Origin of the sequence: Psychrobacter sp. T6-6, assembly GCF_052258185.1 — a bacterium.
GTDB lineage: Bacteria > Pseudomonadota > Gammaproteobacteria > Pseudomonadales > Moraxellaceae > Psychrobacter.
The window spans coordinates 129,970-156,831 of sequence record NZ_JBQQEX010000003.1 but is presented as its reverse complement, the minus strand read 5'-3'; the positions used below and the strand labels follow the sequence as shown (position 1 = coordinate 156,831).

At 43.9% G+C, this 26,862-nt stretch carries 26 protein-coding genes; 13 read left to right on the top strand and 13 right to left on the bottom strand.

The window, feature by feature from the left end:
* Positions 1–257: 257 nt before the first annotated feature.
* From ACTXGL_RS06555 to ACTXGL_RS06545, 3 genes are all read left to right on the top strand, one after another.
* Complete coding sequence (locus tag ACTXGL_RS06555; protein WP_443525689.1) at positions 258–578, top strand: BolA family protein; 321 nt, start codon at positions 258–260, stop codon at positions 576–578.
* Positions 579–652: 74 nt separating this feature from the next.
* Positions 653–1,012, top strand: coding sequence for a SirB2 family protein (locus ACTXGL_RS06550; protein WP_443525688.1), 360 nt, complete (start codon positions 653–655; stop codon positions 1,010–1,012).
* 109 nt (positions 1,013–1,121) lie between these two features.
* A complete protein-coding gene (locus tag ACTXGL_RS06545; protein ID WP_443525687.1) occupies positions 1,122–1,523 on the top strand; it encodes a hypothetical protein in 402 nt (133 codons plus the stop codon).
* Positions 1,524–1,663: 140 nt separating this feature from the next.
* Here ACTXGL_RS06545 and trxA read toward each other — a convergent pair whose 3' ends face one another.
* From trxA to ACTXGL_RS06530, 3 genes are all read right to left on the bottom strand, one after another.
* On the bottom strand, positions 1,664–2,101 hold the full coding sequence (gene trxA, locus ACTXGL_RS06540; RefSeq protein ID WP_443525686.1) for a thioredoxin: 438 nt from the start codon (positions 2,099–2,101) through the stop codon (positions 1,664–1,666).
* 130 nt (positions 2,102–2,231) lie between these two features.
* Entirely contained in the window at positions 2,232–2,852 is a 621-nt protein-coding gene (locus ACTXGL_RS06535) for a class I SAM-dependent methyltransferase (protein WP_443525685.1), read from the bottom strand.
* Between the two features lie 117 nt (positions 2,853–2,969).
* Positions 2,970–3,842, bottom strand: a complete 873-nt coding sequence (locus tag ACTXGL_RS06530; RefSeq protein WP_443525684.1) for an MBL fold metallo-hydrolase — start codon at positions 3,840–3,842, stop codon at positions 2,970–2,972.
* Between the two features lie 297 nt (positions 3,843–4,139).
* Here ACTXGL_RS06530 and ACTXGL_RS06525 point away from each other — a divergent pair, with 297 nt between their 5' ends.
* The 6 genes from ACTXGL_RS06525 (at position 4,140) to ACTXGL_RS06500 (ending at position 9,447) form a co-directional block, all read left to right on the top strand.
* Entirely contained in the window at positions 4,140–4,502 is a 363-nt protein-coding gene (locus ACTXGL_RS06525; protein WP_319050881.1) for an ArsR/SmtB family transcription factor, read from the top strand.
* A gap of 54 nt (positions 4,503–4,556) precedes the next feature.
* Complete coding sequence (locus ACTXGL_RS06520; RefSeq protein ID WP_443525682.1) at positions 4,557–6,266, top strand: SulP family inorganic anion transporter; 1,710 nt, start codon at positions 4,557–4,559, stop codon at positions 6,264–6,266.
* 258 nt (positions 6,267–6,524) lie between these two features.
* The gene (locus ACTXGL_RS06515; RefSeq protein WP_319050883.1) at positions 6,525–6,851 is read left to right on the top strand and encodes a protein tyrosine phosphatase family protein; all 327 of its coding nucleotides are present in this window, start codon (positions 6,525–6,527) and stop codon (positions 6,849–6,851) included.
* A gap of 67 nt (positions 6,852–6,918) precedes the next feature.
* The gene (locus tag ACTXGL_RS06510) at positions 6,919–7,251 is read left to right on the top strand and encodes a protein tyrosine phosphatase family protein (RefSeq protein WP_443525681.1); all 333 of its coding nucleotides are present in this window, start codon (positions 6,919–6,921) and stop codon (positions 7,249–7,251) included.
* 398 nt (positions 7,252–7,649) lie between these two features.
* On the top strand, positions 7,650–8,507 hold the full coding sequence (locus tag ACTXGL_RS06505; RefSeq protein WP_443525679.1) for a bile acid:sodium symporter family protein: 858 nt from the start codon (positions 7,650–7,652) through the stop codon (positions 8,505–8,507).
* Between the two features lie 178 nt (positions 8,508–8,685).
* Positions 8,686–9,447: a glutathione S-transferase family protein gene (locus tag ACTXGL_RS06500; RefSeq protein WP_443525678.1), complete on the top strand. Its 762-nt coding sequence runs from the start codon at positions 8,686–8,688 to the stop codon at positions 9,445–9,447.
* Between the two features lie 107 nt (positions 9,448–9,554).
* Here the strand turns inward: ACTXGL_RS06500 and ACTXGL_RS06495 are convergent, their stop codons facing one another.
* Both ACTXGL_RS06495 and ahpF read right to left on the bottom strand, forming a co-directional pair.
* Positions 9,555–11,003 (bottom strand): alanine/glycine:cation symporter family protein, encoded by a 1,449-nt coding sequence (locus tag ACTXGL_RS06495; RefSeq protein WP_443525676.1) that lies wholly within the window; start codon positions 11,001–11,003, stop codon positions 9,555–9,557.
* 293 nt (positions 11,004–11,296) lie between these two features.
* Positions 11,297–12,871 (bottom strand): alkyl hydroperoxide reductase subunit F, encoded by a 1,575-nt coding sequence (gene ahpF / locus ACTXGL_RS06490; RefSeq protein ID WP_443525674.1) that lies wholly within the window; start codon positions 12,869–12,871, stop codon positions 11,297–11,299.
* Positions 12,872–13,231: 360 nt separating this feature from the next.
* Between ahpF and ACTXGL_RS06485 the strand changes: the two genes are divergently transcribed.
* Positions 13,232–13,480, top strand: coding sequence for a YdcH family protein (locus ACTXGL_RS06485; RefSeq protein WP_443525672.1), 249 nt, complete (start codon positions 13,232–13,234; stop codon positions 13,478–13,480).
* A gap of 187 nt (positions 13,481–13,667) precedes the next feature.
* Here the strand turns inward: ACTXGL_RS06485 and ahpC are convergent, their stop codons facing one another.
* Positions 13,668–14,234, bottom strand: coding sequence for an alkyl hydroperoxide reductase subunit C (ahpC, locus tag ACTXGL_RS06480; RefSeq protein WP_319050890.1), 567 nt, complete (start codon positions 14,232–14,234; stop codon positions 13,668–13,670).
* Positions 14,235–14,501: 267 nt separating this feature from the next.
* On the opposite strand from ahpC, the gene ACTXGL_RS06475 reads away from it, so the two are divergent.
* On the top strand, positions 14,502–15,416 hold the full coding sequence (locus ACTXGL_RS06475) for a hydrogen peroxide-inducible genes activator (RefSeq protein WP_443525670.1): 915 nt from the start codon (positions 14,502–14,504) through the stop codon (positions 15,414–15,416).
* Between the two features lie 39 nt (positions 15,417–15,455).
* Positions 15,456–16,127, top strand: a complete 672-nt coding sequence (locus ACTXGL_RS06470) for an HD domain-containing protein (RefSeq protein WP_443525669.1) — start codon at positions 15,456–15,458, stop codon at positions 16,125–16,127.
* Here ACTXGL_RS06470 and ACTXGL_RS06465 read toward each other — a convergent pair.
* The 7 genes from ACTXGL_RS06465 to ACTXGL_RS06435 form a co-directional block, all read right to left on the bottom strand.
* Positions 16,105–16,707 (bottom strand): methyltransferase domain-containing protein, encoded by a 603-nt coding sequence (locus ACTXGL_RS06465; protein WP_443525668.1) that lies wholly within the window; start codon positions 16,705–16,707, stop codon positions 16,105–16,107. The genes ACTXGL_RS06470 and ACTXGL_RS06465 overlap by 23 nt on opposite strands.
* Positions 16,708–16,913: 206 nt before the next feature.
* Positions 16,914–17,540 carry a M48 family metallopeptidase gene (locus tag ACTXGL_RS06460; protein ID WP_443525666.1) on the bottom strand — a complete coding sequence of 209 codons (627 nt, stop codon included), beginning with the start codon at positions 17,538–17,540 and terminating at the stop codon, positions 16,914–16,916.
* Between the two features lie 173 nt (positions 17,541–17,713).
* Entirely contained in the window at positions 17,714–19,270 is a 1,557-nt protein-coding gene (locus ACTXGL_RS06455; RefSeq protein WP_443525664.1) for a DUF1513 domain-containing protein, read from the bottom strand.
* Between the two features lie 3 nt (positions 19,271–19,273).
* On the bottom strand, positions 19,274–20,425 hold the full coding sequence (locus ACTXGL_RS06450; protein ID WP_443525663.1) for an imelysin family protein: 1,152 nt from the start codon (positions 20,423–20,425) through the stop codon (positions 19,274–19,276).
* A 93-nt stretch (positions 20,426–20,518) separates the two neighbouring features.
* Positions 20,519–22,144, bottom strand: a complete 1,626-nt coding sequence (locus ACTXGL_RS06445) for a di-heme oxidoreductase family protein (RefSeq protein ID WP_443525662.1) — start codon at positions 22,142–22,144, stop codon at positions 20,519–20,521.
* 358 nt (positions 22,145–22,502) lie between these two features.
* A complete protein-coding gene (locus ACTXGL_RS06440) occupies positions 22,503–23,960 on the bottom strand; it encodes an imelysin family protein (protein WP_443525660.1) in 1,458 nt (485 codons plus the stop codon).
* A gap of 401 nt (positions 23,961–24,361) precedes the next feature.
* Positions 24,362–25,018 (bottom strand): OmpA family protein, encoded by a 657-nt coding sequence (locus tag ACTXGL_RS06435; protein WP_319050898.1) that lies wholly within the window; start codon positions 25,016–25,018, stop codon positions 24,362–24,364.
* A gap of 523 nt (positions 25,019–25,541) precedes the next feature.
* Between ACTXGL_RS06435 and ACTXGL_RS06430 the strand changes: the two genes are divergently transcribed.
* Positions 25,542–26,507: an acyltransferase gene (locus ACTXGL_RS06430; protein ID WP_443525657.1), complete on the top strand. Its 966-nt coding sequence runs from the start codon at positions 25,542–25,544 to the stop codon at positions 26,505–26,507.
* Positions 26,508–26,862 lie beyond the last annotated feature (355 nt).

Sequence of the window (26,862 nt, the reverse complement as noted above, 5' to 3'; positions counted from 1 at the left end):
GATTAATTACTCTGATGCATACTTAAGAGGCAAAGCTCAAGAGATGAAGCTCAAGAAGCTAAACTTAAGAAGCTAAGTGTATATAGTCTATAAAAGCAAAGTACAGCCAGTGCGCCGTGCTTTGCTTTTTTACTTGGCGCTAGGCATTGTATGCTTTTTAATCGTACGCTATACCGACTGCTGTCTCTGCTATAATGCCAGTAGATATCATTTGCAGATTGCCAATAGACTTGGGCAATATATATTGAAGGATTGTTATGAGTACCACACCTACCGCCGATGCACTTCATACTGAACTACAAGCGCTAGAGCCGCAGTATATCGAGCTAATCAATGAGTCGATGTCCCATGCTGGCTACTTTGAAGGCAAAGAGAGCCACTTCAAACTGACTATCGTCAGTGATGCTTTTGAAAGTAAGCGACTGGTCGGGCGTCACCAACTAATATATGGGTTAGTCAATTCCCTATTAACCTCACAAGGCGGTCAGGTACATGCGCTAGCCATTCACGCCTATACGCCAACAGAGTGGCAAGGTCAAAGCCCAGACAGTCCATTATGTGCGGGTCAAAACAAATAGCATGATGCACGTTTATAAAAATCAAACAGTTTAAATATGCCCGCATATCATAATGCAAAAGGGAGCAAGATTCGATGAAACATCTACACATGTTAATGGCAGCGCTGACCGTTATATTATTTCTATACCAAAGTTATTTAGTACTGAGCGCTGACAGGCGTGCACCGCGTGTGGTCAAAATAGCCACTCATATTATCTACGCTGTGCTCATCTTGTCAGGTGCCATAATGCTGATGCAGTTAATGAGTGCTAATGCCCCTGTACAGTGGGTGTTTGCTAAGATTATTTTGCTTGTTGCTGCTATTAGCTCTAGCATCAAAGCCTTTAATGCTAACGCAACCCCTGTTCAGAGAAAAACAGGCATTCTTATTGCTGCAGTTGCCTATCTTGGCATCGTGATACTTGCCTTTGCCAAACCAGCAAATTTATTCTGATTGTCTCTACCCTTTTAGTGAGTATTCGATATTTTTTAATATCTTAATGATGCGGTATTTGTTATCTTAAATAGACATAAATACAATCACTTAGCCTAATGGAGCCCTCATGAAAACGTTTACGACAGCGACCCTACTGGCAGCAGCTGGCATCTTTGCGCTCTCAGGCTGTGCTTCTACTGGTAATGTCACACCGCAATATGTCCCGCCAAGCACTTATCAAAATTATAATTGCCAAGCACTCAGTCAAGAGTACGCGCGCGTCAACCGTTATGTTGAAGCCGCTCGCAGTGAGCAATCTACCTTGTCAACTTCAGGCGTGGGTGTGGGCATTTCTGCAGGACGTTGGGGTATCTCTCCCAATATCAGCTTTGGTGTTGGCAAAAGCAACAACACCAAAGCACGCGATGCAAAACTCTCGCGTCTCTATGGTGAGCGTGATGCGATTGTCCAATCTGCTCGTATTCAGCGCTGTAGCTTTGCCAATGGCATCAAAATTTATGGTGAATAAAATCAAGCAAAAGCTCTCTACATAATTGAGACAGTGCGATAACAAGAAAAAAGCCAATACGCGATCCGCATATTGGCTTTTTTCTTGTTATCGCTTTTATGAGCACTGTCCTAATTTGACGCATACTGCTTTACTAAGCGCTACGCCTGCAAGCTTTGCACCCACTGCACTATTTGATGGCTTGGCAGTGCGCCTGATTGACGCGCAATCTCCTTGCCATGCCTAAAGGCCACCATCGTTGGCAGGCTGCGAATATTATAAGGAGCAGCAGCTTGCTCGTATTTATCCGTTTGCACTTTGGCAAAGACCACTTGCGGCAATTGACCAGCAGCCGCTTTGAATTCTGGTGCCATCATAATACATGGCTGGCACCAGCTCGCCCAAAAGTCTACGATGGTTAATACATCATTTTTTTGAATGACTTTACTGGTCGTTTGCGCGTTCAGCTCATGTGGACTGGCAGTCAATAATAGCTGGCTACATTTACCACATTTTGGTGCAGCACTTAGCCGTGCGGCAGGTACACGGTTGGTTGCTTGACACTGCAGGCATACTAAATGGAAACTTTGTTCGCTCATCATCTGATTCCTATTTTAATTATTCTAATCACTTTACTTTTTATAAGTTCGATATTGGTATTTATAACCCAAGCTCAACGTATAATCTACGCAGACAAATAATTTTAGCACAGTTCACTATTTTCCTTCTCTATGCTATTTGCTGTGCCACACCGCTATAGACATAGCTCATCGGTCGTGGACCAGGCAAATACGCTTCGCTCAATTTATCAATAGCAAACCCACCCGCTCTGATCAATGCTGGAATATCACGGTCTAAGTGACAACCGCCTGCTATTGGTTTCCAAAAAGGTGTCAAACGATGCTGCCAACGCTCAACAGTCAAGTCTGGTGCTAGCCCGTGCTCACAAAATAACAAGCGTCCATTAGGTTTTAGCACACGTGCCATTTCTTGAAGTGCAGCTACTGGATCGTCGATACTGCATAGGGTAAAAGTCATCACAATGGTATCGAATTGATCAGTTTTGGCATGAATACCTTGTACATCGACGGCTATTACCTCAACTGGAATATCAATGTTAGCCGCTCGCTCATGTGCAAGTGACTGCATTTGAGCTGCTGGATCGACACCGACAATGGCAGAGACTTTTTTGGTATCGTAAAATTGTAGATTCAGACCGCTACCAATGCCAATCTCCAACACCTCGCCGAACGCTTGCGGAACAATTTTGGAACGCGCTTTCATCACATTGCCTGTACTACAAGCGACATCTATCATTTTTGGTAGTACATAGCGCTCATATAGGTTCATTACTCTCTCCCTTTATCAACACCCTGAGCGCTTATAAGCATCTATACCAAACATACTGTATTGTGGAAAGAAGCGAGTCCCTCTTGTTGCTAACGGTCACTCATGACCCTGTCTGACTTACTCACCAAGCACATTAATCGGTACTTTCAGATAACGCGTACCGTTGTCTTCTGGCTCTGGCAAATGCCCTGCATCTATATTTACTTGTACTGCAGGAATAATCAGGCGCGGCATATCCAAAGTCGCATCACGGCGCTCACGCATATCTACAAACTCCGCTTCGTTGATGCTGTCTTTGACATGAATATTTTCTAGTTTTTGTGCCGCAACAGTAGTCGTTGGACAATGCTGACGCCCCTTGCTTGGATAATCATGACACAAATACATCACCGTATCTTCGGGAAGTGCCAATAGCTTTTGAATAGAGTGATAAAGCGTTTTGGCATCACCGCCTGGAAAGTCACAACGGGCAGTACCCACGTCAGGCGCGAACAAAGTATCACCAACAAAAATCACTGTTTTTTCTTCATCAGTAGCCATATATGCCATATCGGCACGGGTATGACCGGGTACATATAGCGCAGTAATAGTAATACTCCCCAGCGCTAGCGTCTGACCATCATCTGTCAAAATATCAAACTGACCAGCATCAGTACGGAACCTGCTGTCAAAATTAAATATTTGCTTAAATATTTTTTGTACTTCGGTAATATGCTGACCGATAACCAGCTCACCGCCAAGACTTTCTTTGACATGAATGGCAGCAGATAGGTGATCGGCATGGGCATGGGTCTCAATGATATATTTGAGTGTCCAGCCATGCTCACGGACAAATTCAATGACTTCATCAGCGCTACTGGTATTGGTTCTGCCCGACTTTGCATCAAAGTTTAGGACTGGATCGACAATGGCGCACAGTTGCTGCTCGACATCAGCGAGCACATGAGTATAGGTTTCTGTATCACTGTCTAAGAAAGAATGAACTTGCATGGTTACCTCTTTACTTATCTATGGAGTGTTTTCGTTATAGGGCGTTTATTATCTTTAATTAACCCTTAAGTATGATATTGAGTCGTATATAATGCTTGTTTGAACTTATAACTTATCTGTTATCACCAATATAACAACTGCAATACACTTTATCAATTTATATAATGTAAATAATGATATCTTGATATGCGGCGTGATATCATTGATAATCAAACATATATTATTGAAAATAATACGGTAGTCACTACCCTATTATATAAGGAGCTCACTCTGGCTACTTCACCTGCAGCAGCGGATATGTCTGCTCATAGCGCTAATGATGATATGTCATCTGATAACGCAGATTTTGCCTCTATTGATCTTGCCAAACAAATGCAACAAGCATCCATGCAAGCGAGTCAGTTGTTAAAATCACTCTCACACCCTGATCGACTGTTACTACTTTGTCAGTTGACCCAAGGCGAGTACTGTGTCGGTGAGCTTGAAGGCTTGGTCGGTGTTGGACAGCCAAGCTTGTCGCAGCAACTGGGTATCTTGCGTAAAGACCAGCTGGTAGCGACACGGCGCGAGGGCAAGCAGATTTACTATAGCATCGCAAGTGACGATGCCTTGGCTGTATTAGAGCTGCTTTATCAAAGATTTTGTGCCAAAGCGGAATAATGCCGTACTCGCCTAGCTGTCTTATGATGATTTTTATTTTGGTGATGTATTGATATGTCTTCTATCACTGGCCGTCTTATTCCTACTTGGCTGCGCCAATACCAGCTAACCGCATTGCCGACTGACCTTGTCGCAGGACTCGTGGTAGGCGTATTGGTGATACCGCAGAGCTTAGGCTACGCGGTACTTGCAGGGCTGCCACCTGTGTATGGTCTGTATGCAGCGATCGTACCTGTAATCGTCTATGCATGGCTTGGCTCTAGCAACGTACAGGCTGTCGGACCTGTCGCTATTACCGCTATTATGACGGCGAGCGGTCTGCTACCCTACGCTGAGCAAGGCTCAGAGCAGTACGCACTGATGGCAAGCCTACTGGCATTGATGGTAGGCGCACTACTATGGATTGCTGGACGGCTGAAGCTTGGCTGGATCATGCAGTTTATTAGTCGCGGCGTTTCAGCAGGATTTGTGAGCGGAGCTGCAGTACTGATCTTTGTCAGCCAACTCAAGTACCTGATGGCAATTCCCATCACTGGTAACAGCTTGGTCGGTTATTTATCTACCATGCAGCGCTATGCCAGTCAGTTACATCCTTTGACTTTGGTTATTGGTGTCATTGCTTTTGCGCTCTTGGTGGCTAATCGCTACGCCAGTGAGTGGGTATGGCGAACGTGGCTATCGGCATCGTATGCCAAATGGGCAGAGCGTCTATTTCCACTCGTCTTACTTGGCTTTGCCATCGTTCTGAGCATCGTAATGCACTGGAGCGCACTGGGTGTTGCCACTATTGGTCGTATTCCGCAAGGATTACCGAGCTTTACGCTGCCGCATGTGACAGACTTACAAGAAGCGCTCAAGCTCTTGCCAACAGCAGGCTTGATGGCGCTGATCGTATTTGTATCTAGTAGCTCAGTGGCCAGTACCTATGCACGCTTACGGGGAGAGCGGTTTGATGCCAATCATGAGCTGACTGGCCTTGGTCTGGCCAACCTATCTGGCGGACTGTTTCAGAGCTTTGCTATTGCAGGCGGTTTCTCACGTACGGCTATCAACGCAGATTCAGGAGCCAAAACGCCGCTTGCCAGCCTAGTGACGGTACTGGTGATGATTGCGGCCTTGATAGCCTTTAGCAATGCGCTTGCCCCTCTGCCTTACGCCCTACTGGGTGCCACTATTATGGCATCCATCATTGGGCTGATAGATATCACGACTCTGAAGTCTGCTTGGCAGCGTGATCGCTTAGATGGCGCCAGTTTTTTGGCCGCGTTCATTGGTGTGCTGATATTTGGACTCAATACAGGTCTGGTCATTGGGCTGATGGTGTCGTTTGCGAGCCTTATATGGCAATCAAGCAAGCCGCATGTGGCTATCGTTGGACAGTTGGGTGGTAGCGGACATTTTCGTAATATCAATCGTCATGATGTGGTGACTTTTGATAATTTACTGATGCTACGTATCGATGAGAGTCTATTCTTTGGTAATAGTGAGTCCGTACATCGTCGTATTCTAAATGCTATGCAGCAGTATCCAGCAGCACACGAGGTCGTATTGATTATGGCGGCGGTCAATCATATCGACCTGACCGCGCAAGAAATGCTCAGTACTCTAAACCAAGAGCTTGCACTACAAAATAAGCGTCTGCATTTTAGCTTTATCAAAGGGCCTGTCATGGATGTTATCGGTCAAACGCCACTGATTAGTGAGTTATCAGGGCAGGTCTATCTGAGTACCTTAGATGCCGTCGATGCTTTGAAAAACATTTGACGATGACATGATGTGCATCTTCTTTAGAATGTGTGTGTCTTTTAGAGCATAACTGGCCATAGCATCCATCGCACAATATCGCTACGATAGAGCCTGTGTTATGCTATACCGACTATACAGAGCTCACAGTACACAGCTAACCATACACAGACAGCTACTGGCTCACAGCTTTAGTCTCAACGAGACTGACCTGTCTTTTGATTGTCATGACCTACCCTTTAATACTATAACTATTCACAACAATAATTGACGCGACTTATGACCGACGACTTAACGATTTACAAGCAGATATATCCAAGCCAATGTATCAAAATTGCCGAGCTTGGCTACCGCTCAGTGCTCAATATACGTCCAGATGCTGAGATTGAGACACAACCTGATAGCTGTGATTTGGCAACTGCGACCAAGGAAGCAAACCTAACTTATCATCATCTCCCATTTGATGATGAGCGCCTAAGTATGCTGACCGTAGAACAGTTTGCTGACTTTTATCACGCAATGCCGAAGCCTATATTGATGTTTTGTGGCACTGGGGCGCGTGCCAAACTACTGTACCAAAGCGCATTGATGCAAGGTCTACTATAACCAACTCTATTGCCCAACCGATTAATCTAATTATAATACCAACCAAACCCATAAAAAAGGAGCTCCTATGAGCCATGAAGTTAGCTTTGCCGGACAGATCACCCCTGACCAAATGCCTATGATTGCCGAGAACGGTTTTAAAACCATTATCAATAATCGTCCAGATGGTGAAGAGCCGGGTCAGCCTACCAGTGCAGAGATTGAAGCCGCGGCTAAAGAAGCGGGGCTCGCGTATAAAGAAGTATCATTCGCTGGTAGCGAGCTCAATCAAAACCATGTCGAAGAATTCGCTGATTTCTTTAACCAAGCTGAGCAGCCAATGCTCATCTTTTGCCGTACTGGCAATCGCTCAACGGGTATCTATGAAGCTGCGAAACGTATGGATTTGTTAGATGACTAGAGCCATAAGAATCTTAGGTGATTAAAATATTTAGCCCACAAAACCTTGTGGGCTTTTTATTATGCTTAAAAACGCATTACACGCAGACAGCGCAAAAGGCTCTTAATACTACTTAAGAACCATCATAGTCACAACAAGTGGGTTACTAAGTAAGTGTAATAGAGCTATTATCATTCAGAGCACTTAATCTCTTTGAGTGATTAAGACAACTAAGTATGTCATTAGCATTAGAATCAGCTCTTTTATACTTAAATATCTATGTCACTCAATATCTGGACAATCAGTTGTTTAAAAACATGGAATGTGAGTAGCTGCATAGGGGGACAATGCCCTCCCGCTACTATTGATTCTCAACGAGCCATCTTTATATGGCACTTTAGTTTTACAAGGAATGTTTAATGAATAATACTGCGCTAGCATTACTCCCACTAGCACTTGCCTATATTATGTTTACCCTAGGAGCAGGGTTAAAACTTAGTGATTTTAAAGTCATTGCTAAATATCCAAAAGCGTTCTTTGTCGGCTTGATTAATCAAGTTGTGCTGGTACCTTTGGTTGCATTAGCAGTCGTATTAGTGATGACGCCGCCGCCCGCCATTGCTTTTGGGATTATGCTTATTAGTTTTTGTCCAGGCGGCGTCACCAGCAATATGCTGACCTATTATGCCAAAGGCAATGTCGCACTCTCTATCGCATTGACAGGAGTGGTCAGCATATTGTCTGTGATTACGCTCCCTATTTTAATCACGTTGGCTTTCGATCATTTTATGCAAGATCAAGCGAACTCTATTAGCGCCATCAAGATTGGTCTAGTCATGTTCTTATTAACCACATTACCAGTGACGCTTGGTATGCTCGCTCGCTATAAATTTACTGATTTTATGGTACGTCGCAGCAGCCTTCTTAATGGTTTAGCTAGTGTATTTTTTGTATTGATTGTCTTTGCTGCTATTGCCTCTAACTGGCAATTACTACAGTCACAGTTCACCCAAATTGGGTTAGAGCTGGTCTTTATGATTGCTATTTTATTTGCTATTAGTATCCTAATCTCTAGAGTCCTAAAGCTCAGCTGGTTTGATACAAAAACCATCTCGATAGAGACCAGTATTCAGAACAGTACAACCGCCATTACTTTAGCGCCTATTATTATGGGTGTAAGTACTCTGCCAGTGATTGCACTGCCCGCTGCCTTATATGGTGTGCTGATGTATGTGGTTGCGCTTCCCATCATTGCTTTGATCAAAAATAAAAACTGATGATAACGTACATAGAAAACACAGAGCGCTCACCTTGGTATTGGATGGGCATCTTTTATCATCGTATAACTTAAATAATCTAAGTAATGATATGAATATTACTCAGATTATAGACTGGTCAACCCTTGATATTGAGCACATAATGACACTCTCTACTATGACCTAATGGGACGATATGATGCAAAAACCAATACTGATTATCGGCAATAAAAACTACTCGTCTTGGTCACTACGGGCCTGGCTACTCTTAAAGGCATTTAACATCGATTTTGAGGAGCAGCTAATCGAGCTGTTTGATTCATCAGCACGTCCAGTATTGGAGGCGCACTCACCAACGGGAAAAGTTCCTATATTGGTCTATGGTGAGGGGGACAAACAAGTAACTGTCTGGGATACGCTGGCCATTGCGATACAGGTTAATGAGTATTTTACGGATATTGATATTTGGACGGGTGTCAATAAATCTAGCGCTAACACATACGATACTCAAAATAGAATAAACAGTGCTTATTGCCAGAGCATCATTGCTGAGATGCATTCAGGGTTGTCAGGTATACGTAATGAGATGCCGATGAATATCAGAGCAATCGCTAAGATACAACCGAGTGTTGCTTGCCTAGCCGATATTGCTCGTATTGAGGGTATTTTTGCAGATTGTTTACAAGGACGTTCAGAGGACAGCTATTTGTTCGGACACTTTACAGCAGCTGATGTGTTTTTTGCCCCGGTAGTGCTGCGATTACAGACCTATGCCGACGCGTCCAATATTGTCTTGCAGCCGCTTACTAAGCAGTACTGTCACACGATGATGAATCACCCAGATATAGAGACTTGGGTTCAGGCAGCCCTACAAGAGACGCGAATCGTTGAAGAAGATGAAGCGGGTGAGATTGTCTCGTTATCAGGTATTTTGGCGAATAGCGAGCATATGAGCGAATAACCGTCATTTCGGGCATAATTTGAGCATGGACAGTATCTTGCACAAAAAAACCACTTCAGCTCAGCTAAAGTGGTTTTTGCTTTCATAAGACATTAAGCGTATACGTACTACTGTTTTTGATCTAACGCTTCTTTTACCGCTTTTTTACCCCATGCACTCATATCGAGATCTAACTTTTCATACTCTTGTGCATCGAATAACGGTTCTTTAACCCCTGATTTTAATTGTCTTGCAAAATCGTCAAGTAGACGTTTGGCTCGCGGAAATAGCATAATCAAGGCCAATAAGTTGGCTAGTGCTAGCACACCCATTAATGGATCAGCGAAGAAGAATACCGCGGTTGCCGTAGGGGCTACTGCGCCCAAGAACAATATCGCAATCACGACAATTCGTAAAATCAAAGTCGCTTTTTTAATGTTCTTTTTAACCAAAAAGTTAATCGCGTTTTCGCCCATATAATAGTTATACATGATAGAACTAAGTGCAAATAGCAGCAGCGATATGGTCAGAATATACTGTGCCCAGTCTCCAAGCTGAGTCGTTAGCGCCTGCTGAGCAAGTACGATACCATCGACCTCGGCACCTGGTTGATAGACCCCGCTTAACAAAATCATAAATGCTGTGGCACTACACACAACTAACGTATCGATGAACACAGATAGTGATTGTGAGATACCTTGACTCACAGGGTGCGTGGCGTAAGCGGTAGCTGCAATATTAGGAGCAGAACCCAAACCGGCCTCATTAGAGAACAACCCGCGCTTCATACCCTGCTCAATCGCTACACCGATACCACCGCCCACGACAGATTCAATACCAAACGCATTTTTGACAATCATTACCATCAATGCAGGTATCTCTGTGAAGTTGAGTGCGATAATAATAAGCGCCATCCCAAGATAGATCAGTGCCATTACTGGAATGACAACGTCGGCTACTTTTGCAATGCGCTGGATACCGCCAAAGACAATGAACCCACCTGCAATGACCAGTACTACCCCTGACATCCAGCGTTCAATCCCAAAGCTCTCAAGCGCAGAACCTGCCACCGTGTTGCCTTGGAATGCCACAAAACCAATAGAGAAAGACAGTAGTAGAGAAACAGCATAAATAACAGCAAGCCAGCGGTAGTCTTTACCTAAACCATGTAGGATATAGGTTGCAGGGCCGCCACGAAAGTTACCATCATTGTCTCTACGCTTGTAAAGCTGAGCCAAACTACACTCAACAATACTGGTCATCATGCCAATGAGTGCGACAACCCACATCCAGAAGACCGCACCGGGGCCACCTAACGAGATTGCAACCGCAACACCAGCAATGTTACCACCGCCCACACGTCCACCGATAGAAACGAGCAACGCCTGACGGGCAGAAATCCCATCTTCTCCTACTTCATCCGTTTTAAACACACGGAACATACGTTTGAAATATCTAAACTGGGCGAATCTGCCCACGATGGTGAATAATAAACCAAAAATAACCAACATAGGCACGAGTGCCCAGCCCCATGTTAAATCCCCGATTAGGGCAAAAAAAGCTTCAATATATTCCATGCCTACTTTCCTTATAGTTCATGATGCTTTGAAAGGTTCTATTGAGCTCATTATTGCATCAACAACGCGAATTTGTAATGCGAATGACAAATTTGTAACGTAAATGTTGATATTTTCTAGGAATGACTACTTTATTAGCTCATTTAAACGGCTATTTTCTATTTATTAAACTCTCCTTTGTAGAGAACGGTTTATACAACGTCATAAAAAAAGCCACCTCAAACAAGGTGGCTTTTTATTTTTAATTGACAATTTAATGATCTACTACATGACCCGCTTACTGCATAACCCGCTTATTGCATGACTAAGTATTCAAACGCTGACAACGCAGCTTTACTACCTTCGCCCATCGCGATATTGATCTGCTTGAACGGTACGGTCGTGACGTCACCACAAGCAAAGATACCTTTACGATCTGTATGGCAGCGCTCATCAATTTCAATCTCGCCAAAACGGTTTAAATCAACAAAACCTTTGATGAACCCAGTATTTGGTACTAGACCAATCTGTACAAACACCCCTGACAAGTCACGCTCGTGAGTCTCACCTGTACTGCGGTCTTGGTACACGATAGAGGATACTTTGCCATCAGTTGCTTTGATTTCTTGAGTCGCGGCACCTGTGATGAATTCAATATTGGCTTTTTCTTTAGCTTTGTTAATCAATACTTGGTCAGCTTTTAATTCATCAGCGAATTCCAGTACAGTCACGTGTTTGACGATACCTGCCAAATCTAGTGCTGCTTCAACGCCTGAGTTACCACCACCAATGACTGAGATGTCCTTACCCTTGAAGAATGGGCCATCACAATGAGCACAGAACGCCACGCCTTTACCGATGTTTTCTTCCTCACCTGGTACGCCAAGTTTGCGCCACTGGGCACCTGTTGCCAAGATAATACTACGCGTCTCAAAGGTCTCACCAGTGTTTAGATTGATACTATAGTTCTCTTCTTCGGTCTCGCCGATGTCTTTTACGCTGACATGCTCTTTTAGCGTGATATTGTACTCGGCCAAGTGTTTGACGAAATTACCAGACAGGTCGGTACCATTGGTCAAGGGTACAGAGATTAGGTTTTCGATATCTTGCGTGTCTTTGACCTGACCACCGATACGATCAGCAACCATCGTCACTTTTAGACCTTTACGAGCAGTATAAATGGCAGCCGCTACACCTGCAGGACCCGCACCGATGATAGTGACGTCTTGCTGCTCTAGTTGCTCAGCATCTTCTACTTCTGACAACAAGTCAGGGAACTGCTCTTGTAACTTACCGATTAGTTTTGCAGTATCTATTAGACCATTAGCAAATGGCTTACCGTTCAAGAATACTGCTGGTACGCCTTGGATCTTGTTTGCGTCTACTTGTTCTTGAAACAGTGCACCATCGATCATCTCATTGCTGATACCGTCATTCAATAGCGCAAACTGGTTCAATGCCTGAACGACTTCTGGACAGCTATGGCATGACAACGACACATAGGTCTGGAACTGTAATGGCTTGTTGAAGCGCTTAACCAGCTTTTGAATACCTTCGTCCAGTTTTAGCGTATGACCACCCGCTTGCAATATTGCAAGGATCAGTGAGGTAAACTCATGACCGCCTGGAATACCGCTAAATACAATACCAGTATCTTCTGACGCACCATCTACATGACTAACTACCTTGAAGCTGATTGCGCTTGGCAAGCTGTCATCAGTTGATTCTGCACTGAAGTTGATTTTGTCAGTGGTACCAGCAATTTTAGTCAAAAAATCGATCAGTTCTGCGCGCTTACTGTGCTCACCATTACCCAATACAAAGGTAATCGGACGTGTCATATTTTCACTATAGCTCTTAACGGCATCTAATAAATTTTGGTCTATCATGTTTGTTCCTCATTATGACTGAATATGTAACGGCAACGGTCATGCTGCACGTCTAAATATAAGATTCTAAAATTAATAGTTTTATATAAAATGTTGTATCTATCGAGTTATTGCCCTTGAATGTCCCTATTATCATGCGTTTGAGCAAATTCAGCAAGCTGAGAAACTCAAATATCAAGTTTTATAAAACCAATCATAAATAGTTTTATTGTATTAAATATAAATACACTGGTAGATAATAGTCATGGTGTCTGTATGTTTTTTTCGCTACAATCGAGAATAGTTCTTAAGTTAAGCCGTTTTTTAAAACAATTCGCGACTATGTGTAGCAAGGTTGCGTTTAATGACAAGGATGAACACATGAGAAAAACAGACACGCTCCACGACAACAGAGAGATCATCGCCGAGCTCAAACTCAAAGACAGTCATTTTGCGAGTATTTTTGAGGAGCATACTCAGCTTGATCAAAAAATCAACTACCTCGAAAAAGACCTAGTAAAGCATGCTAGCCGCGAAGAAGAAATAGAAAAAATGAAGCGCCATAAACTACATCTTAAAGATGAGATTTATAAGATTATCGATAAGAATAAAGAAGACTCTCCTATTTAGTAGTATGTTTACTGTCAATCTATACAGATTCTGTAGACTAGTGGAAATGTCATCAATAAATTAAGCTTTAACTCATATAAAAAAAGACCCCATCAACATACGCTAATGGGGTCTTTATATATAGCACTGATTCAAACTAACAGCGTAAGATTCAGTGCTACTGTTATCTAAGTGATGAAATAACTACTTAGATTTTACCAACTAGGTCAAGACTTGGCTTCAATGTATCGCCACCTTGTTCCCAAGCTGCTGGGCATACTTCACCGTCGTTTTCACGAACGTACTGTGCTGCTTTTACTTTGCGTAGCATATCTTTTGCACTACGGCCGATACCACCTGCATGGATTTCAGCAACTTGAATCAAACCATCAGGATCTACTAAGAACGTACCACGTTCAGCAAGACCAGCTTCTTCAATCATAACGTTAAAGCCGCGAGTGATCTTACCAGTAGGATCGCCGATCATTGGGTATTGTACTTTGCCGATAGCATCTGAAGAATCATGCCATGCTTTGTGCGTGAAATGCGTGTCAGTTGATACTGAATATACTTCAACACCAAGACCTTTTAGCTCTTCGTAATGACCTGCCATGTCTTCAAGTTCAGTTGGGCAAACAAACGTGAAATCAGCTGGGTAGAATAAGAAAATTGCCCAGTTGCCTTTTACGTCTTCTGAAGTAACAGTTTTGAACTCACCGTTTACATATGCATCTGCTGAAAATTCTGGGATTTCTTGATTGATGATAGACGCCATGGTTGGCTCCTCTATAATTAATTAAATTAAAAGTTATTTGTATGGTTTTTCGACTAACCCTTTATCTTTCTGGGCTACCCGACAAACTATACGCGAATTCTATGGTTAATCTAGTTAAAAGTTTTTAATGTGATGTTTTGTTTTATTAAACTTGTTAAACTATTATCTCTAGAGCTTATCATTGGTTCAAAATTGGTAATTTGCCACCCCATAAAGGTTGACGACACATAATAAACTGCATGAAAAACCCACTAAAAGAGAGGTTTTATGATTACTTTACGACAACTTGAGTTTGCTTTGGCTGTAGCCAAACATCGCCACTTCAAACGTGCTGCTGAAGACTGCAATATTTCACAGTCTGCGCTGAGCTTAGGTATTGCAGAATTAGAAAAACAGCTGGATACTCAGATTTTTGAGCGTAACAACAAACAAGTGCTGATCACGCCTATCGGGCAAGATATCCTTACGCGCGCACAACGCGTGTTTTCTGAAGTGAGTGACTTGACCACGCGTGCGCAAAGTCACCAGACGCCACTTGCCTATCCTATGACGGTCGGTATCATCCCAACGATTGCGCCTTATTTGCTACCAAAGGTATTGCCTGCGCTACGTGCTCAATATCCAGAGTTTCGTATGACGATCGTTGAGCAACAGACTGAGCGCCTGCTTGAACAAGTCCGTTATGGTCATATTGATACCGCTATTATTGCACTACCTTATGCGGTCGATGGTCTGCACAGTTTTGAGTTCTGGAGTGAAGACTTCTTTGCTGTATTCCCAAAAGATGACGTACATGCCAAACTCGAAACCATTAACGCTGATGAGCTGGCCACTGCCAACCTTATGCTACTTGGTGAAGGGCACTGTTTGACCGATCAGACACTATCGGTCTGTCATTTCGACCGCTCGCAAATGAAATCGAGCTTTTCGGATGCCAGTTTAAACACGCTAATTCAAATGGCGCTTGCCAATATGGGCACGACGCTAGTGCCTGAAATGGCATTGGATCAGCTGCACCTGCAAAATCAAAACGCGGTTGCAGTACCATTGGCTGAAGACGGACCACACCGCCGTATTGCTTTTGTTACCCGTTTGAACTATGCGCGTGTCGATGATGTGAGCTTACTTGGGGACGTCTTTAACAAAGCATTTAAAGATGCCGTGGCTAACGACGAAGACTAGTTGCACCATATTTAGCATAGCAACAGTGAAAAGTGATAGATGACTGACTTTTTATATAGACATGATAATCTTGGCAAATGCTTTGCACAGCACTTATCGTCTATGAGTAACGATATCTTGCCACAGCAGATAGAGTTGCTGTGGCAAGATATCGCAGTACGCTATACTGAGCCACAGCGCGCTTATCATACGTTTGATCATATCGAGCAATTAATGATGCAGCTTAAAAACATCAAACCCTCTCTATCTAAGCCAAATACGATAGCGCTGGCACTGTATTATCATGACATCGTGTATGACCCAACACGTTCAGACAATGAGCAAAAAAGTGCTGAATATGCGGTAGAGGCGTTGAGCCCATACCTGAATTCGACGCGATGCCAAGATATCTACGCACTTATTATAATGACTGCTGATCATCAGATAGATGCACTGATAGACGAAGATAACCGTAACGATGCCGCCTATCTATTAGACATGGATTTGAGTGTTTTAGGTGCGCCTTGGTCTACATATCAGCAATATACACAAGCAGTACGTCAAGAGTATGTTCATGTGACAGACGTGGATTATCGTCATGGTCGCACTGCGATATTACAAGGATTACTAGCGCATCCAAGACTGTATTTGACTGACTACTATTACGAGCGACTAGAAGCACAAGCTCGGGACAATATCGAACGTGAGATTATTTTGCTCGCAGCTTTATAAACAGCTCGCTACCCTGCCGTGCAGGATATGAATTGTAGCTAGGCGCCATGGTCTCGATACCAAAATGGATTTGAAAACGCTGCTGGTACTCTTCCTTAGTACCACCAAATGGTGGCTCTTCTCGTCCAAAGTCTGTATTAAATAACAAACCCACCAGTTTGCCTTGAGGCTTTAGTAGTCTCGCCATCTGCTGCACGTACTCATCACGGCGCGCGGGATTGATCGCACAAAAAAACGTCTGCTCCAATATCCAATCAAATTGATACTGCTGCTCTGACAAACTAAAAAAGTCTGCGCAGATCAAATGCTCAGAGGGAAAATCAGGATAACGCGCTGCAAACGCTTCAATCGGTGCTGGCACAAAATCAACCAACGTGACATTGGTAAATCCTTGCTCATATAGATAGCCTACTTCATAGGCATTACCTGCACCTGCTACCAACACTGCTTGATTTTTGGCGTTGTCAGGTAGCTGGTCAATATAAGCTTTGAGTGGTGGCGATACCTGTCCCATATCCCAGCCGATGCTATTTTTTTCATAGCGCTGCTGCCAAAATTCTGCCTGATTGACATTTTCCATGTGACATCCCTGTATAGTTCTATTTAAACGACACGTTTTGTACCGTTATGTCTTATCATATCAGGCTTATGAAGGCGTGTCCTTATGTCAATCATGCCAGTAAAACTCAGTCCGAGTTATCTATCTTTGATACAAAAGAAAGATGCGTAGGCAAAAACTGCTATGAAGGCACTGATTTAGATAGCTAAAATCGCAGGCTGTTGAACTCAATCCAACTGACCCGTCTTGCCTGCCAGCAGATTGTGCCACTGCTGATAATCCGGCATTGCCGCCTCAACGGTTTGCCAAAACGCGCGACTATGATTGGCATGATGTAAATGACAGAGCTCATGAACGATAACATACTCGGTGCATTCGATAGGATAAGCAGGAAGATAGACCGAGAGCCAGATGCGGCGGGCGCGAGTATTACAGCTACCCCAGCGCGTGTGCATTTTCTTTAATCGTACCTCATTGGCATAAGCGCCGACGATAGGCTGCCACTTCTCAAATAGCGAAGGCATGATATTGGAGAGCTGCTGTCGATAGTAAGCCATTGTTTCATCATGGCTCAACGTCAATGCTTGTACTTTGCCCCATAGATAGATGGGCTGATCAGCATCTGAGGAATCTACCGGAGCGCTGGGTTTACGATGGTATTGCGCCAGTACTTGCGGGTGATGAGCAATCGCCCAAGACACTCGTCTGGCTACAGCATACAGTGTTTGCGAGGCAGTGATACGCAGTGGTACAGAAACCATCAATAAATAAGGCTTTAAGCGAAAGTTGATATTTTTGACACGTTTTTTACTGATGCACAGCTCGATACCTGCCTGTGCGAGCTGCTGTCTCACAGTATCTAAACTGATATCTGAGCTGATGCACTGTCTCCTTTTTATATGGTCATAGCAGCTATAAGCTGCATCGCTGAAGTCACGGACGCAAAAGTTATGAATGTGAAAGGTATGGACATAACCGTGTGAATCATTGCTCCTGACTACTGATGCGCTTATAACATTTACAAAATCTACAACGCTTGCAAATGGTTGTCAAAGGACATCATGTGCAATTTACTGTCCTTTATAATACGCTCACGGTGCTCAGTAACTTTCGTCTCTGACTTTGTTTCTGGCACAGGCGTGACTCTCAATGCCGTTAATTGTCCTTGACCGTCACTGACGATAAATCCTGAATCCATAGGATCACTGGCTCTGTGAGTTGGTATATTGGAGTCAGCTAGCATTGATGCCCCTGCACAGTCTGGTAGGTTTACATCATCAATCAACTCTCGAGTATGTAAATCATAAATCGCTGCACAGCCACCAATTGGTGTGGTCACACAAAGCAAATTGCGATCGCTATCGACGGCTACGCTCGCAATATATTGATGAAAACGTTGCCATTGATTGTTTGGCATAGTCAATGGTGTGAAATGGCTATCACCGCGCTTGTGGGTCAATACCAATGGTACATTGATGTGCTTTTCACCTTGGAACTGAATACCGATCATCACTGAGCCATCCTTGTGCATCGCTAAATGACGCACGCTCATCTGGTTATGTTCAGGAGTCACTTGCTCAATTAATGACCCGTCATGACGGTTTAGATAAGTTAGCGAGGGTCGCATGCTATCTAGATTTAACTCTTCACGTGAGGCTTGCTCGGTCTTGATACCACCATTTGCGATCACTAATGTATCACCATCTGGATGCATAATCAGCTCGTGCGGGCCGATACCATGCGAGTCAAACTCTACTACTTTGTTATAAGCATTATTGGCATCGTAGATACCGATTTTACCCGCTAGGCTGACAGTGTCATTTTCAGTCACATAGAGCAAACTGCCATCTAGGCTATAACAGGCATGACCATAAAAATGGCGATTTATATCAGCTTTGATTGCATGCTGGACCTGTCCATTTGCTGTACTCAGCACCCAGAATTTTTCGCTAGGGCGACGACCCATTACAATAACGTGCCGACCTTGGTGGTCACTGCTATGCTGAGCTTGCTCTTCAGGTACATTGACGGATACAGGTTGAACGACGATGTCATGAACACGTTCAGGCATAGTGGTCTGCCACACCATTTGCCTATCAGCATCGATACCCACCACACCAAAATCATGCTCGTTTTGGTTCAGTGATGTGTGGTTTTTTGGCATGGATGCAACACCGCTAACCCAGCTAACTGGTCGTGCTAGCAACGTCGTCGTATGCATATCAGTAAAACTGGAGGCATCATACTGATCAGCATTATCTATAGTATGATGATAAGCCTGCCGCCATGTCGCCGCCCCTTGCTGACAAGCATAGCGCAAGCGCGTGAGCATTGGTGTTGTCTCATCAGCCGATTGCGATACCCGTAACTGCGTGCGGAGACCTGTCATATAATCTTGCAGGCTAGCATTGGGGTTCTGCTGCTTGCGGTAACGATGGTGTAGCCCAACAAGTGCTGTCGTGCCAATTATAGACAGCACGGACGTCGTCAGTAGCTCATGGCTTGCTGATCTTGCTCCTGACTTATATGCTTGATCGCGCGCTTTGGGCATTAACGCTATTGTGTTCCTATTAATAGTAGACATTGTCTAATCGCCATCAGTGCTATTGAATCCCACACGGATACCGAGTGCTGGGATTAACTCGCGTTTGATTAGGCGAGTGATGGTGGTCAGATGATCATAGAGCGCCTGCTGGTCATCTTTATCTGCGGCTGATATATCTTCTGGCATCTGTGCTAGTAGTGTCGTCGCTTCGGCAAGCGCAGTCGATAGGTTATCAGCAACTGTATTTTCATCATTACTACCAAGAATCGCTGTCAATACGGGGTCAGTCATGGCTTTATTAATCGCATCTAGTTTTGCATTGATAATAGCGCGGCTTTGACCCGCGGTAGCAGCTGGCAGGTGACCTTTTGCTTTGCCCGTCAGACCCAGTGGCTGATCGATCGCATTGGACTTCATCGTTTCAATCAATGACAGTAAAGAGTTAAACCATTGGTTTAAACCTTGGTCGCTCTCCCCTGTCTTATCTATTGCCAATAAGTTAGTCGCGTTCTGCTGCCAGTTGTCCTCGATGGCTTTTAGACGTGTGCTCAGAGCACTACTGGCACTGATTACATAAGCACATTGACCAGCATCCAAGCTCTCATTGGCAAACAGCGCTTCTTCTAATCCTGGTACACCCTGCACAATCGCACTCTCACCGGCGAGCTGCTCTGGCGTTAGTTTTGGATTAGCAGCGATTAGGTCGGCGACACCGCTATGCACCAGACCGCGCTCGTCGGGATAGTAATTGATATATAAGTTACTCATACTGGCAGTAGCGGGACCAAAGTTGACCATTTCAGCACTTGACCATGCTTGTGCTAGTACCAGCCACTGCTCGCGCAATGCTTGCAACTCATCACCGCTTACTGGTGATTGTTGACAATATTTCTGCGCCAATTCATTGAGCAGATCGCTTTGTTGTGCTGCATCGGCATACGCTGGAATCACGATATCCTCTGCCACATGTGTCAAATATGTCTTTTGGGTCTCAGGACTGATGTTTACAGCAACGATCTGCTCAGCAGCTTCATTACTGCTTTCTGCTGAGCCATTAGCAGCGCTATTCTCTTGCACTACTTCTTGGCTGTCCACTTCTGCAGTTTTATTTTCGTCGGCAGGTTTGACACAGCTGATTAGCAGTCCAGCACTTAATGCAGATAGTGCCATTGCCAAAGCGTGGTTCATTTTCATAGGGTTCTCGGTAATTTTATAGGTAGTAATTTATATCGTTGTTGCATGACTGCTCAAAACAGGTGGCGCACGATAGTACGCAGTAAAATCACGCTATAGTGACCTTAAGAATGCATTGAGCTCTGTACGACCTTGCTTGTCTAGTTTCAATACCTTTTGTTGCTGCTTTTTGGCTTCTCCGCCATGCCATAGTACGGCTTCCATCAGCGTGCGCGCGCGACCATCATGCAAGAACGTCGCTTGCGGATCAACCGTTTGAGCAAGCCCGACACCCCATAAGGGCGGTGTGCGCCACTCATAAGAGTTGGCTAAAAATTCAACTTGAGCATCTTTTGATGGTAGCTTACCGGAAACTGTACGATCAGCAAGCTCATCACCCATATCATGTAGCAGCAAATCTGTGTAAGGGTAAATCACTTGACCGTGTTGCTCAAGACGATCATCGTCGGTTTTTGGCAACTGATATCTTGGGGTATGACAGCTTTGACACCCCATGTCATAGAAATGCTTTTTGCCAGCCAGCACCAACTCACTATCCGCGTCACGGCGATGTGGCACCGCCAAATTACGGGTATAAAACTCTACGAATTTTGCCACGTCATCGTTCACTTCGACAGGAGGCTTGCCATTCCCTTGCTCATCAGCGCCAGTAGTCGCATTTAGGCAGGCAGTCTGCGTGGGCATGCAAGACTCATGTGGACGGATATTTGACGTCAAACCCATGTCTTCATTAAACGCACTTTGGTTCTGGGTCAGCAGCCTCGTTTGACCTGCTTTCCACCCAAAACGTCCAAGCGCACGCTTACCGGTTTGTGGATCCATAACCCAATTGAACTTACCACTGATATCACTATTGTTCTTGGCTTGTTTTTTAATATCATCGTCAGGGATTTGTTCTAGCAATCCAAGTCCAATCATCGGCGGTGCCACTCGCGGCGATACCATCATCGCCTCATCAAGAGCACCGTATCCAGGGGTGGTCAAGTTAAATGTGGGTGCGCGCAGCGTCTCAATATGTCCGTCAGCAAAAGTGACTGGTTTATCAGTCCACTGTACTGCTATTCTCGCTTCAGCAGGGACGCCCTGAATACCTCGATCTTGCAGTTGCCCACCATACATCGGGTGAACGACTTTTTCAATGAGCGAGTCCTGCAACTGCTTACGCTGCTCATCGGTCGTCGCTGGCATAGACAGACGTACCAGCAAGCTGTCCGCATCATCATCGGCATCCATCGGTGCATGACCACGTCCATCTTTGATGTGGCAAGACTGACAAGCCGCAACGTTAAACAGCGCACCCAGTCCATCACGGCTATCTGTACTAGCAGGAGCTACAACCCAAGGCTGACGAAAGAACGCATTACCAATAAAAAACATGCCTTTGCGTGAAGCCGCCAAGTTTGATGACGGCTTTGAATAGCTCTCAGCACTCGTGATGCTGATCCCGGTGTCACCGCCCTGTTTAATCTCTTGTGGATCAAAGCTGACAAGCTGTTGCATGGGCATGCCAGCAAGTGCCTCAATATTTTGAGCACGCTCAGAGGTTATTGGTTGGGAGCTATCACTAGTAGCGGTCGCCCTTTGACTCTCCGAAGTATTACTTGGCGTACTATCGGTTGGTTGACACGCACTTAGTGCGACCGTACTCATTATGATGAGCGGCAAACTGCGCATGAATATAGAAGACAAACGAAAAGATGGGATATCAATGGCTTTCATAAAAATTGTGTGCCTTGGTTTTAGAGTAGAACCACTGTAATCGATACCTATAATATGATAGGTATCCATATACGGATTCAGAAGACCGATGTATCTGGTCTATTTTAGTACTTACAAACTTGATATTTACAGGCTTAGTGATTACAAACTTAGTGATTACAAACTTAGTGATTACAAACTTAGTGATTACAAACTTAGTGATTACAAACTTAGTTCTTACAAAAATACGTTGCCGACTGTGATCGACAACGTACGTATAAAATCCAATCTGCATTTTTATAGCAGTAGGTTTACTCACTTACCACTATGATATGGATACCATCAATAGAATAAAAGACCTTAATCGCTAAAACTGAAATTAAAACTGCGATCCTGCATCCGCATCTAAGTTATCGATACCGACTGCTTTTGCCGCATTTTCGATACCAGCAGTCAATTCTTGCAAGCTGTTGATACCAGCCTCAACCCAACCGCGACGAATATTTTGCTCTTCAGCAGAGATACCTTCTTGACTGGCTTGACCAACAGTGGCAATCATTTGGTCAATCTTAATCCCTTCTTTCTCGCCTTTGTTAGCGATAACGTTGAACGCACCTTCAACTTTACTGAATTCAGCGGCCAGTTTTTCGGCTTCTTCTACATGCCCATTATCAATGAGATACTCTTTGATGCCGTAGCCGCCGACAGTCTTTCCAGTGACAGTCTGATAGCTACCATTAAAGACATTTTGGATACCGCGTGCATTATTGGCATAGCTCAAATGCGTCAAATCACTAAAGCATTCGTGCTCATCTTCAGTAGATCCTGTGACAAAAGCGACCTGCATACGCTCAGAAGCCAACTCGCCTAACGCTAAGCTGCCCATTTGGTACATAATCTGACGTAGACCATTATCGTATTTGCGCGCTAGCAAATCACTACGTAAAGTATTATCTGTTTCAGGTTGCCACTGGGCTTCCATCGCTGTCAGGTCATCAACCAATAACTGGGTCGCAGCTTTTAAGAATTCACCGCGGCGCTCACAAATGTTAGCATCTTCATTGACCGCATCACCACTAGTACATTGACCAGCTTCCGTGACGTAATCTGTCACTGGGCGATTGCCCGCGCCTTCTTTTACCCCATTGGTATCCTGACCCCATAGCATAAACTCAATCGCATGATAACCAGTCGTTACGTTGGCTTCGCTACCACCGATCTCGTTCATTTCTGCAAGTAGCTCAGGCGTGATCGTACTGGTGTCTTGATTAATACTACCGACTGTCACGCTGTCACTGTTGATGATGTTTTCTTGGCTGTTGTACTCGCCCTCATAATCATCACTGACATAGTCAATTAGCGCCTCATCTAATGGCCAAGCATTGATCTGACCTTCCCAGCTATCTATGCTGTTGATCGCGCGCTTGTCATTTGCTGTCACAAACCCTTCATCAAAACGGAAAATCTCGGTTTGTGAATACGGCTGGCGCGCTGCTTTGTAGGCAGCTTTTGCCGCATCAAGGTTAGCTTGTGTTGGCGTCGCAACGTATGTATCTACCGCTGTCTGTAGTACTTTGGCGGTATCCAACGAGTCTTTGTAAGCGGCGTGAGCCATATTGGCATAGCTGATAGCCAGTCTGTCAATATGTGCTTTTTCGGCAGCTGACATCTCAGTACTATCGCCCGCTTCTGCACTAACAACCTCTGTCTGCGCTTCAGCAGTAGCCGTATCTTCATCGGTTTTTTTGGTACAGCCCGACACCATTAACAATCCTGCAAGGGCAACAGCTAACGTAGTTGGTAGAATCTTACGGTTTGTTACTGTGGTAATCGTCATACATATCCTCAAAAATATAGCAAAAAGTTTGTTTGGTTAGGTAGCATTCTTACATCGATAAGCAAGCCATATATAGCAAGCTGGTATGGTCGTACACTTTTATCGTTTATCCCACACAATGATGCACACGACCTTATAGCGATAAAAATATTGATAAATTATAGTGTTATTGATAATCATTATCAATGATTAATTTTATATTAATAATAATTAATCTGTGGTTGATATTTATGATGTCATAAAAGTTTCGCCTTACATCGCTGTGCTGTAATGACCAACCTGCATTCCCATCTTTAACTTTTTCCTACCAAATACAACACAAAAAAAGAGCCAGCATATTGCTGGCTCTTTTTGAAAACACATTTGAGAATGTGTATGCGATAACTAAATCAAATTACTGATTAGTTTACGCTTTGCGGTGCATTAACCGTTAGTTCAACACGGCGGTTTTGCTGACGACCATAATCAGTATTGTTATCTGCAACTGGGCGTGACTCGCCATAAGCAACAACATTGATACGGTTAGACGCAACACCGCGAGCGGTCAAGTAGTTAGCAACTGAGTAAGCACGGTCACGTGATAGACCCATGTTATAAGAGGCAGTACCTTTGCTATCAGTATGACCAGCGATGGTGATCGTGTTTTGATTGTACTGGTTCATCGTTGAAGCAAGCTTGTCTAGTGTTGGCTTGAATGAAGAGCTAAGTGTTGCATCATCAAACGAGAAAGTGATGCTACCTGGCATTACAAGATCAATGTTACCAGTTGTTGGATTTTGCTCAACCGTTACGCCTGTACCAGCCATTTGCTGTTCAAGCTGACGAGCTTGACGCTCCATGTAGTAACCAACGCCTGCACCTAATGCTGCGCCAATTGCTGCATCACGACCAGTTTTGTCGCCACCAGTTGCTTTTGAGATAGTTGCGCCGCCTGCTGCACCGACCAAACCACCTAAAGCGGCTTTGTTCAAACGTTGCTGTCCAGTGTTTGGATCAGTAGTACAACCGCTCAATGCTAGACCTGATGCTACTGCTGCAATCATTAATGTATTACGCATAATATTTCCTCTTAAATTCAAAAATGTTATAAATCGTGCTTTTTATAAAGATTGTCCATTAATCTTTCATAAGTACTTATTTACTTTCGTCATTATTATGGCAATTCCAATCTAACTGTGTGTAATATTTTGTCACACCTATGTATGAGAAGTGCAGGTTGTCTTGCAACCAGCTGTAGGAGCTTTGGCTGTCTCATAGTAATCACTTGCTATCGCTAGTCACGTTTACAGTCGTACACTACCAATTGTTTCTGCTAAAATTATCTAAGCGAATTTATCATGGCTAAACGGCTCATACATCAGGTGTCGACTGTCTGTATGCATCTAACAATAGTTATCGAGTTGTAGACATCAAATTGTAGACATCGAATGACCGTTTACATAACGTTAGCTTTTGTCTGACTACTATTTAGTTGACTGCTATCAGTCGTCAATCATGAAGATAGATTCGGTAGACCCCAAATACATTGACACCCACAATGTAAGACTCATTTATTAATTAGATTGAACAAGAGGATCAAGCATGCGCCTGACATCTACCATTCGAAAAATGCACAAACGTACTCCTAAGCTGGGTAAGGCTGTGTCATTAGCCACGGCTACGGGCGTCATTGCTGCTAATAGCTTTGGTGGTAGTATTCCCTTATGGTTAATGGGTGTTGGCAAGGTCATTACTGGTGCTCCCATCGCGGACAAAGCCGTTATCAAGATTGCTACCTACTGGATCAGCAGCAATAGCGCTTTGATTGATGACATGTTACCTCGTAAGGACTGGCGCATTAGCCTACCTGATGATATCCATACTGAGGGCAAATACCTCTTGGTTAGCAATCATCAATCATGGGTCGACACCAGCATCGTGCAGTATATAGGCGAAAAGCGCCTGCCACTCACGCGTTTCTTTACCAAGTTTGAGCTGATTTATATTCCTATCGTTGGACAGGCTTTCTACTTTTTAGACTTCCCTATGATGCGTCGGCACTCCAAAGAAGCCATCGCCAAAAACCCTGCACTAAAAGGTAAAGATATTGAAGAGGCCAAACGTGCCTGTGCGCTATTAAAGGACAAGCCTTTTACTTTGCTCAACTACTTGGAAGGAACACGCTTTACCAAAGCCAAGCACGCAAAGCAGCACTCTCCATATACTCATTTGCTAAAACCACGTGCAGGTGGCTTATCATTGGCAATCAGTGCGTTAGGAGAAGACATTGACGGCATATTGGATGTGACTATTGTCTATCCAGACGGTGTACCAAGCTATGGTGATCTATGGAAAGGTAACATCAAGCGTTTGGGGGTAGATCTAAGATATATCGATATACCGGATACTTTGTTCGATGGTATCAAAAAAGGTGGTTACGAAAATGATGATGATATAAAAGCGCAGATGTTCGATTGGGTTGAAAAAATCTGGCGCCAAAAAGATCAGCGTATCACCGACATGTTGGCTGATTTTGAAACCAATCCTGAGCCTCAAAACGCTAAATAAACCATCACTTGGCAACGTGATAGGCATTTTCTATGGGGGTGTCATTTCCTATAAGGGTATTACCTCTATAAAAATACTGTAACTTAGAGTGATATAGATAATTAAAATCAGCCATCTAGTAATACGCTATCCACAGCGGTTGCAGACCATTCCAATGTGATGAAGTACGTTTTTTATTGATGAGGCATATTTATTTCCTATAATTGTATAAAACATCTTTAACTAGGATACGTAAATTTTACTCATAGATGGGTTGTTTTTTGGTCTTATTCATTGATAATGTGACTATTCGTGAACTGATAAATTTTCGATAATTGTTTTTAGTCATTATCGAAAATCTGCTCACTCTTTGTGT

Excerpts from the sequence above, each read along its gene's own strand:
- ACTXGL_RS06555 (WP_443525689.1), top strand. The coding sequence starts at position 258 with ATGAGTACCACACCTACCGCCGATGCACTTCATACTGAACTACAAGCG.
- ACTXGL_RS06550 (WP_443525688.1), top strand. The coding sequence starts at position 653 with ATGAAACATCTACACATGTTAATGGCAGCGCTGACCGTTATATTATTT.
- ACTXGL_RS06545 (WP_443525687.1), top strand. The coding sequence starts at position 1,122 with ATGAAAACGTTTACGACAGCGACCCTACTGGCAGCAGCTGGCATCTTT.
- trxA (WP_443525686.1), bottom strand. The coding sequence starts at position 2,101 with ATGAGCGAACAAAGTTTCCATTTAGTATGCCTGCAGTGTCAAGCAACC.
- ACTXGL_RS06535 (WP_443525685.1), bottom strand. The coding sequence starts at position 2,852 with ATGAACCTATATGAGCGCTATGTACTACCAAAAATGATAGATGTCGCT.
- ACTXGL_RS06530 (WP_443525684.1), bottom strand. The coding sequence starts at position 3,842 with ATGCAAGTTCATTCTTTCTTAGACAGTGATACAGAAACCTATACTCAT.
- ACTXGL_RS06525 (WP_319050881.1), top strand. The coding sequence starts at position 4,140 with ATGTCTGCTCATAGCGCTAATGATGATATGTCATCTGATAACGCAGAT.
- ACTXGL_RS06520 (WP_443525682.1), top strand. The coding sequence starts at position 4,557 with ATGTCTTCTATCACTGGCCGTCTTATTCCTACTTGGCTGCGCCAATAC.
- ACTXGL_RS06515 (WP_319050883.1), top strand. The coding sequence starts at position 6,525 with ATGACCGACGACTTAACGATTTACAAGCAGATATATCCAAGCCAATGT.
- ACTXGL_RS06510 (WP_443525681.1), top strand. The coding sequence starts at position 6,919 with ATGAGCCATGAAGTTAGCTTTGCCGGACAGATCACCCCTGACCAAATG.
- ACTXGL_RS06505 (WP_443525679.1), top strand. The coding sequence starts at position 7,650 with ATGAATAATACTGCGCTAGCATTACTCCCACTAGCACTTGCCTATATT.
- ACTXGL_RS06500 (WP_443525678.1), top strand. The coding sequence starts at position 8,686 with ATGCAAAAACCAATACTGATTATCGGCAATAAAAACTACTCGTCTTGG.
- ACTXGL_RS06495 (WP_443525676.1), bottom strand. The coding sequence starts at position 11,003 with ATGGAATATATTGAAGCTTTTTTTGCCCTAATCGGGGATTTAACATGG.
- ahpF (WP_443525674.1), bottom strand. The coding sequence starts at position 12,871 with ATGATAGACCAAAATTTATTAGATGCCGTTAAGAGCTATAGTGAAAAT.
- ACTXGL_RS06485 (WP_443525672.1), top strand. The coding sequence starts at position 13,232 with ATGAGAAAAACAGACACGCTCCACGACAACAGAGAGATCATCGCCGAG.
- ahpC (WP_319050890.1), bottom strand. The coding sequence starts at position 14,234 with ATGGCGTCTATCATCAATCAAGAAATCCCAGAATTTTCAGCAGATGCA.
- ACTXGL_RS06475 (WP_443525670.1), top strand. The coding sequence starts at position 14,502 with ATGATTACTTTACGACAACTTGAGTTTGCTTTGGCTGTAGCCAAACAT.
- ACTXGL_RS06470 (WP_443525669.1), top strand. The coding sequence starts at position 15,456 with ATGACTGACTTTTTATATAGACATGATAATCTTGGCAAATGCTTTGCA.
- ACTXGL_RS06465 (WP_443525668.1), bottom strand. The coding sequence starts at position 16,707 with ATGGAAAATGTCAATCAGGCAGAATTTTGGCAGCAGCGCTATGAAAAA.
- ACTXGL_RS06455 (WP_443525664.1), bottom strand. The coding sequence starts at position 19,270 with ATGTCTACTATTAATAGGAACACAATAGCGTTAATGCCCAAAGCGCGC.
- ACTXGL_RS06450 (WP_443525663.1), bottom strand. The coding sequence starts at position 20,425 with ATGAAAATGAACCACGCTTTGGCAATGGCACTATCTGCATTAAGTGCT.
- ACTXGL_RS06445 (WP_443525662.1), bottom strand. The coding sequence starts at position 22,144 with ATGAAAGCCATTGATATCCCATCTTTTCGTTTGTCTTCTATATTCATG.
- ACTXGL_RS06440 (WP_443525660.1), bottom strand. The coding sequence starts at position 23,960 with ATGACGATTACCACAGTAACAAACCGTAAGATTCTACCAACTACGTTA.
- ACTXGL_RS06435 (WP_319050898.1), bottom strand. The coding sequence starts at position 25,018 with ATGCGTAATACATTAATGATTGCAGCAGTAGCATCAGGTCTAGCATTG.
- ACTXGL_RS06430 (WP_443525657.1), top strand. The coding sequence starts at position 25,542 with ATGCGCCTGACATCTACCATTCGAAAAATGCACAAACGTACTCCTAAG.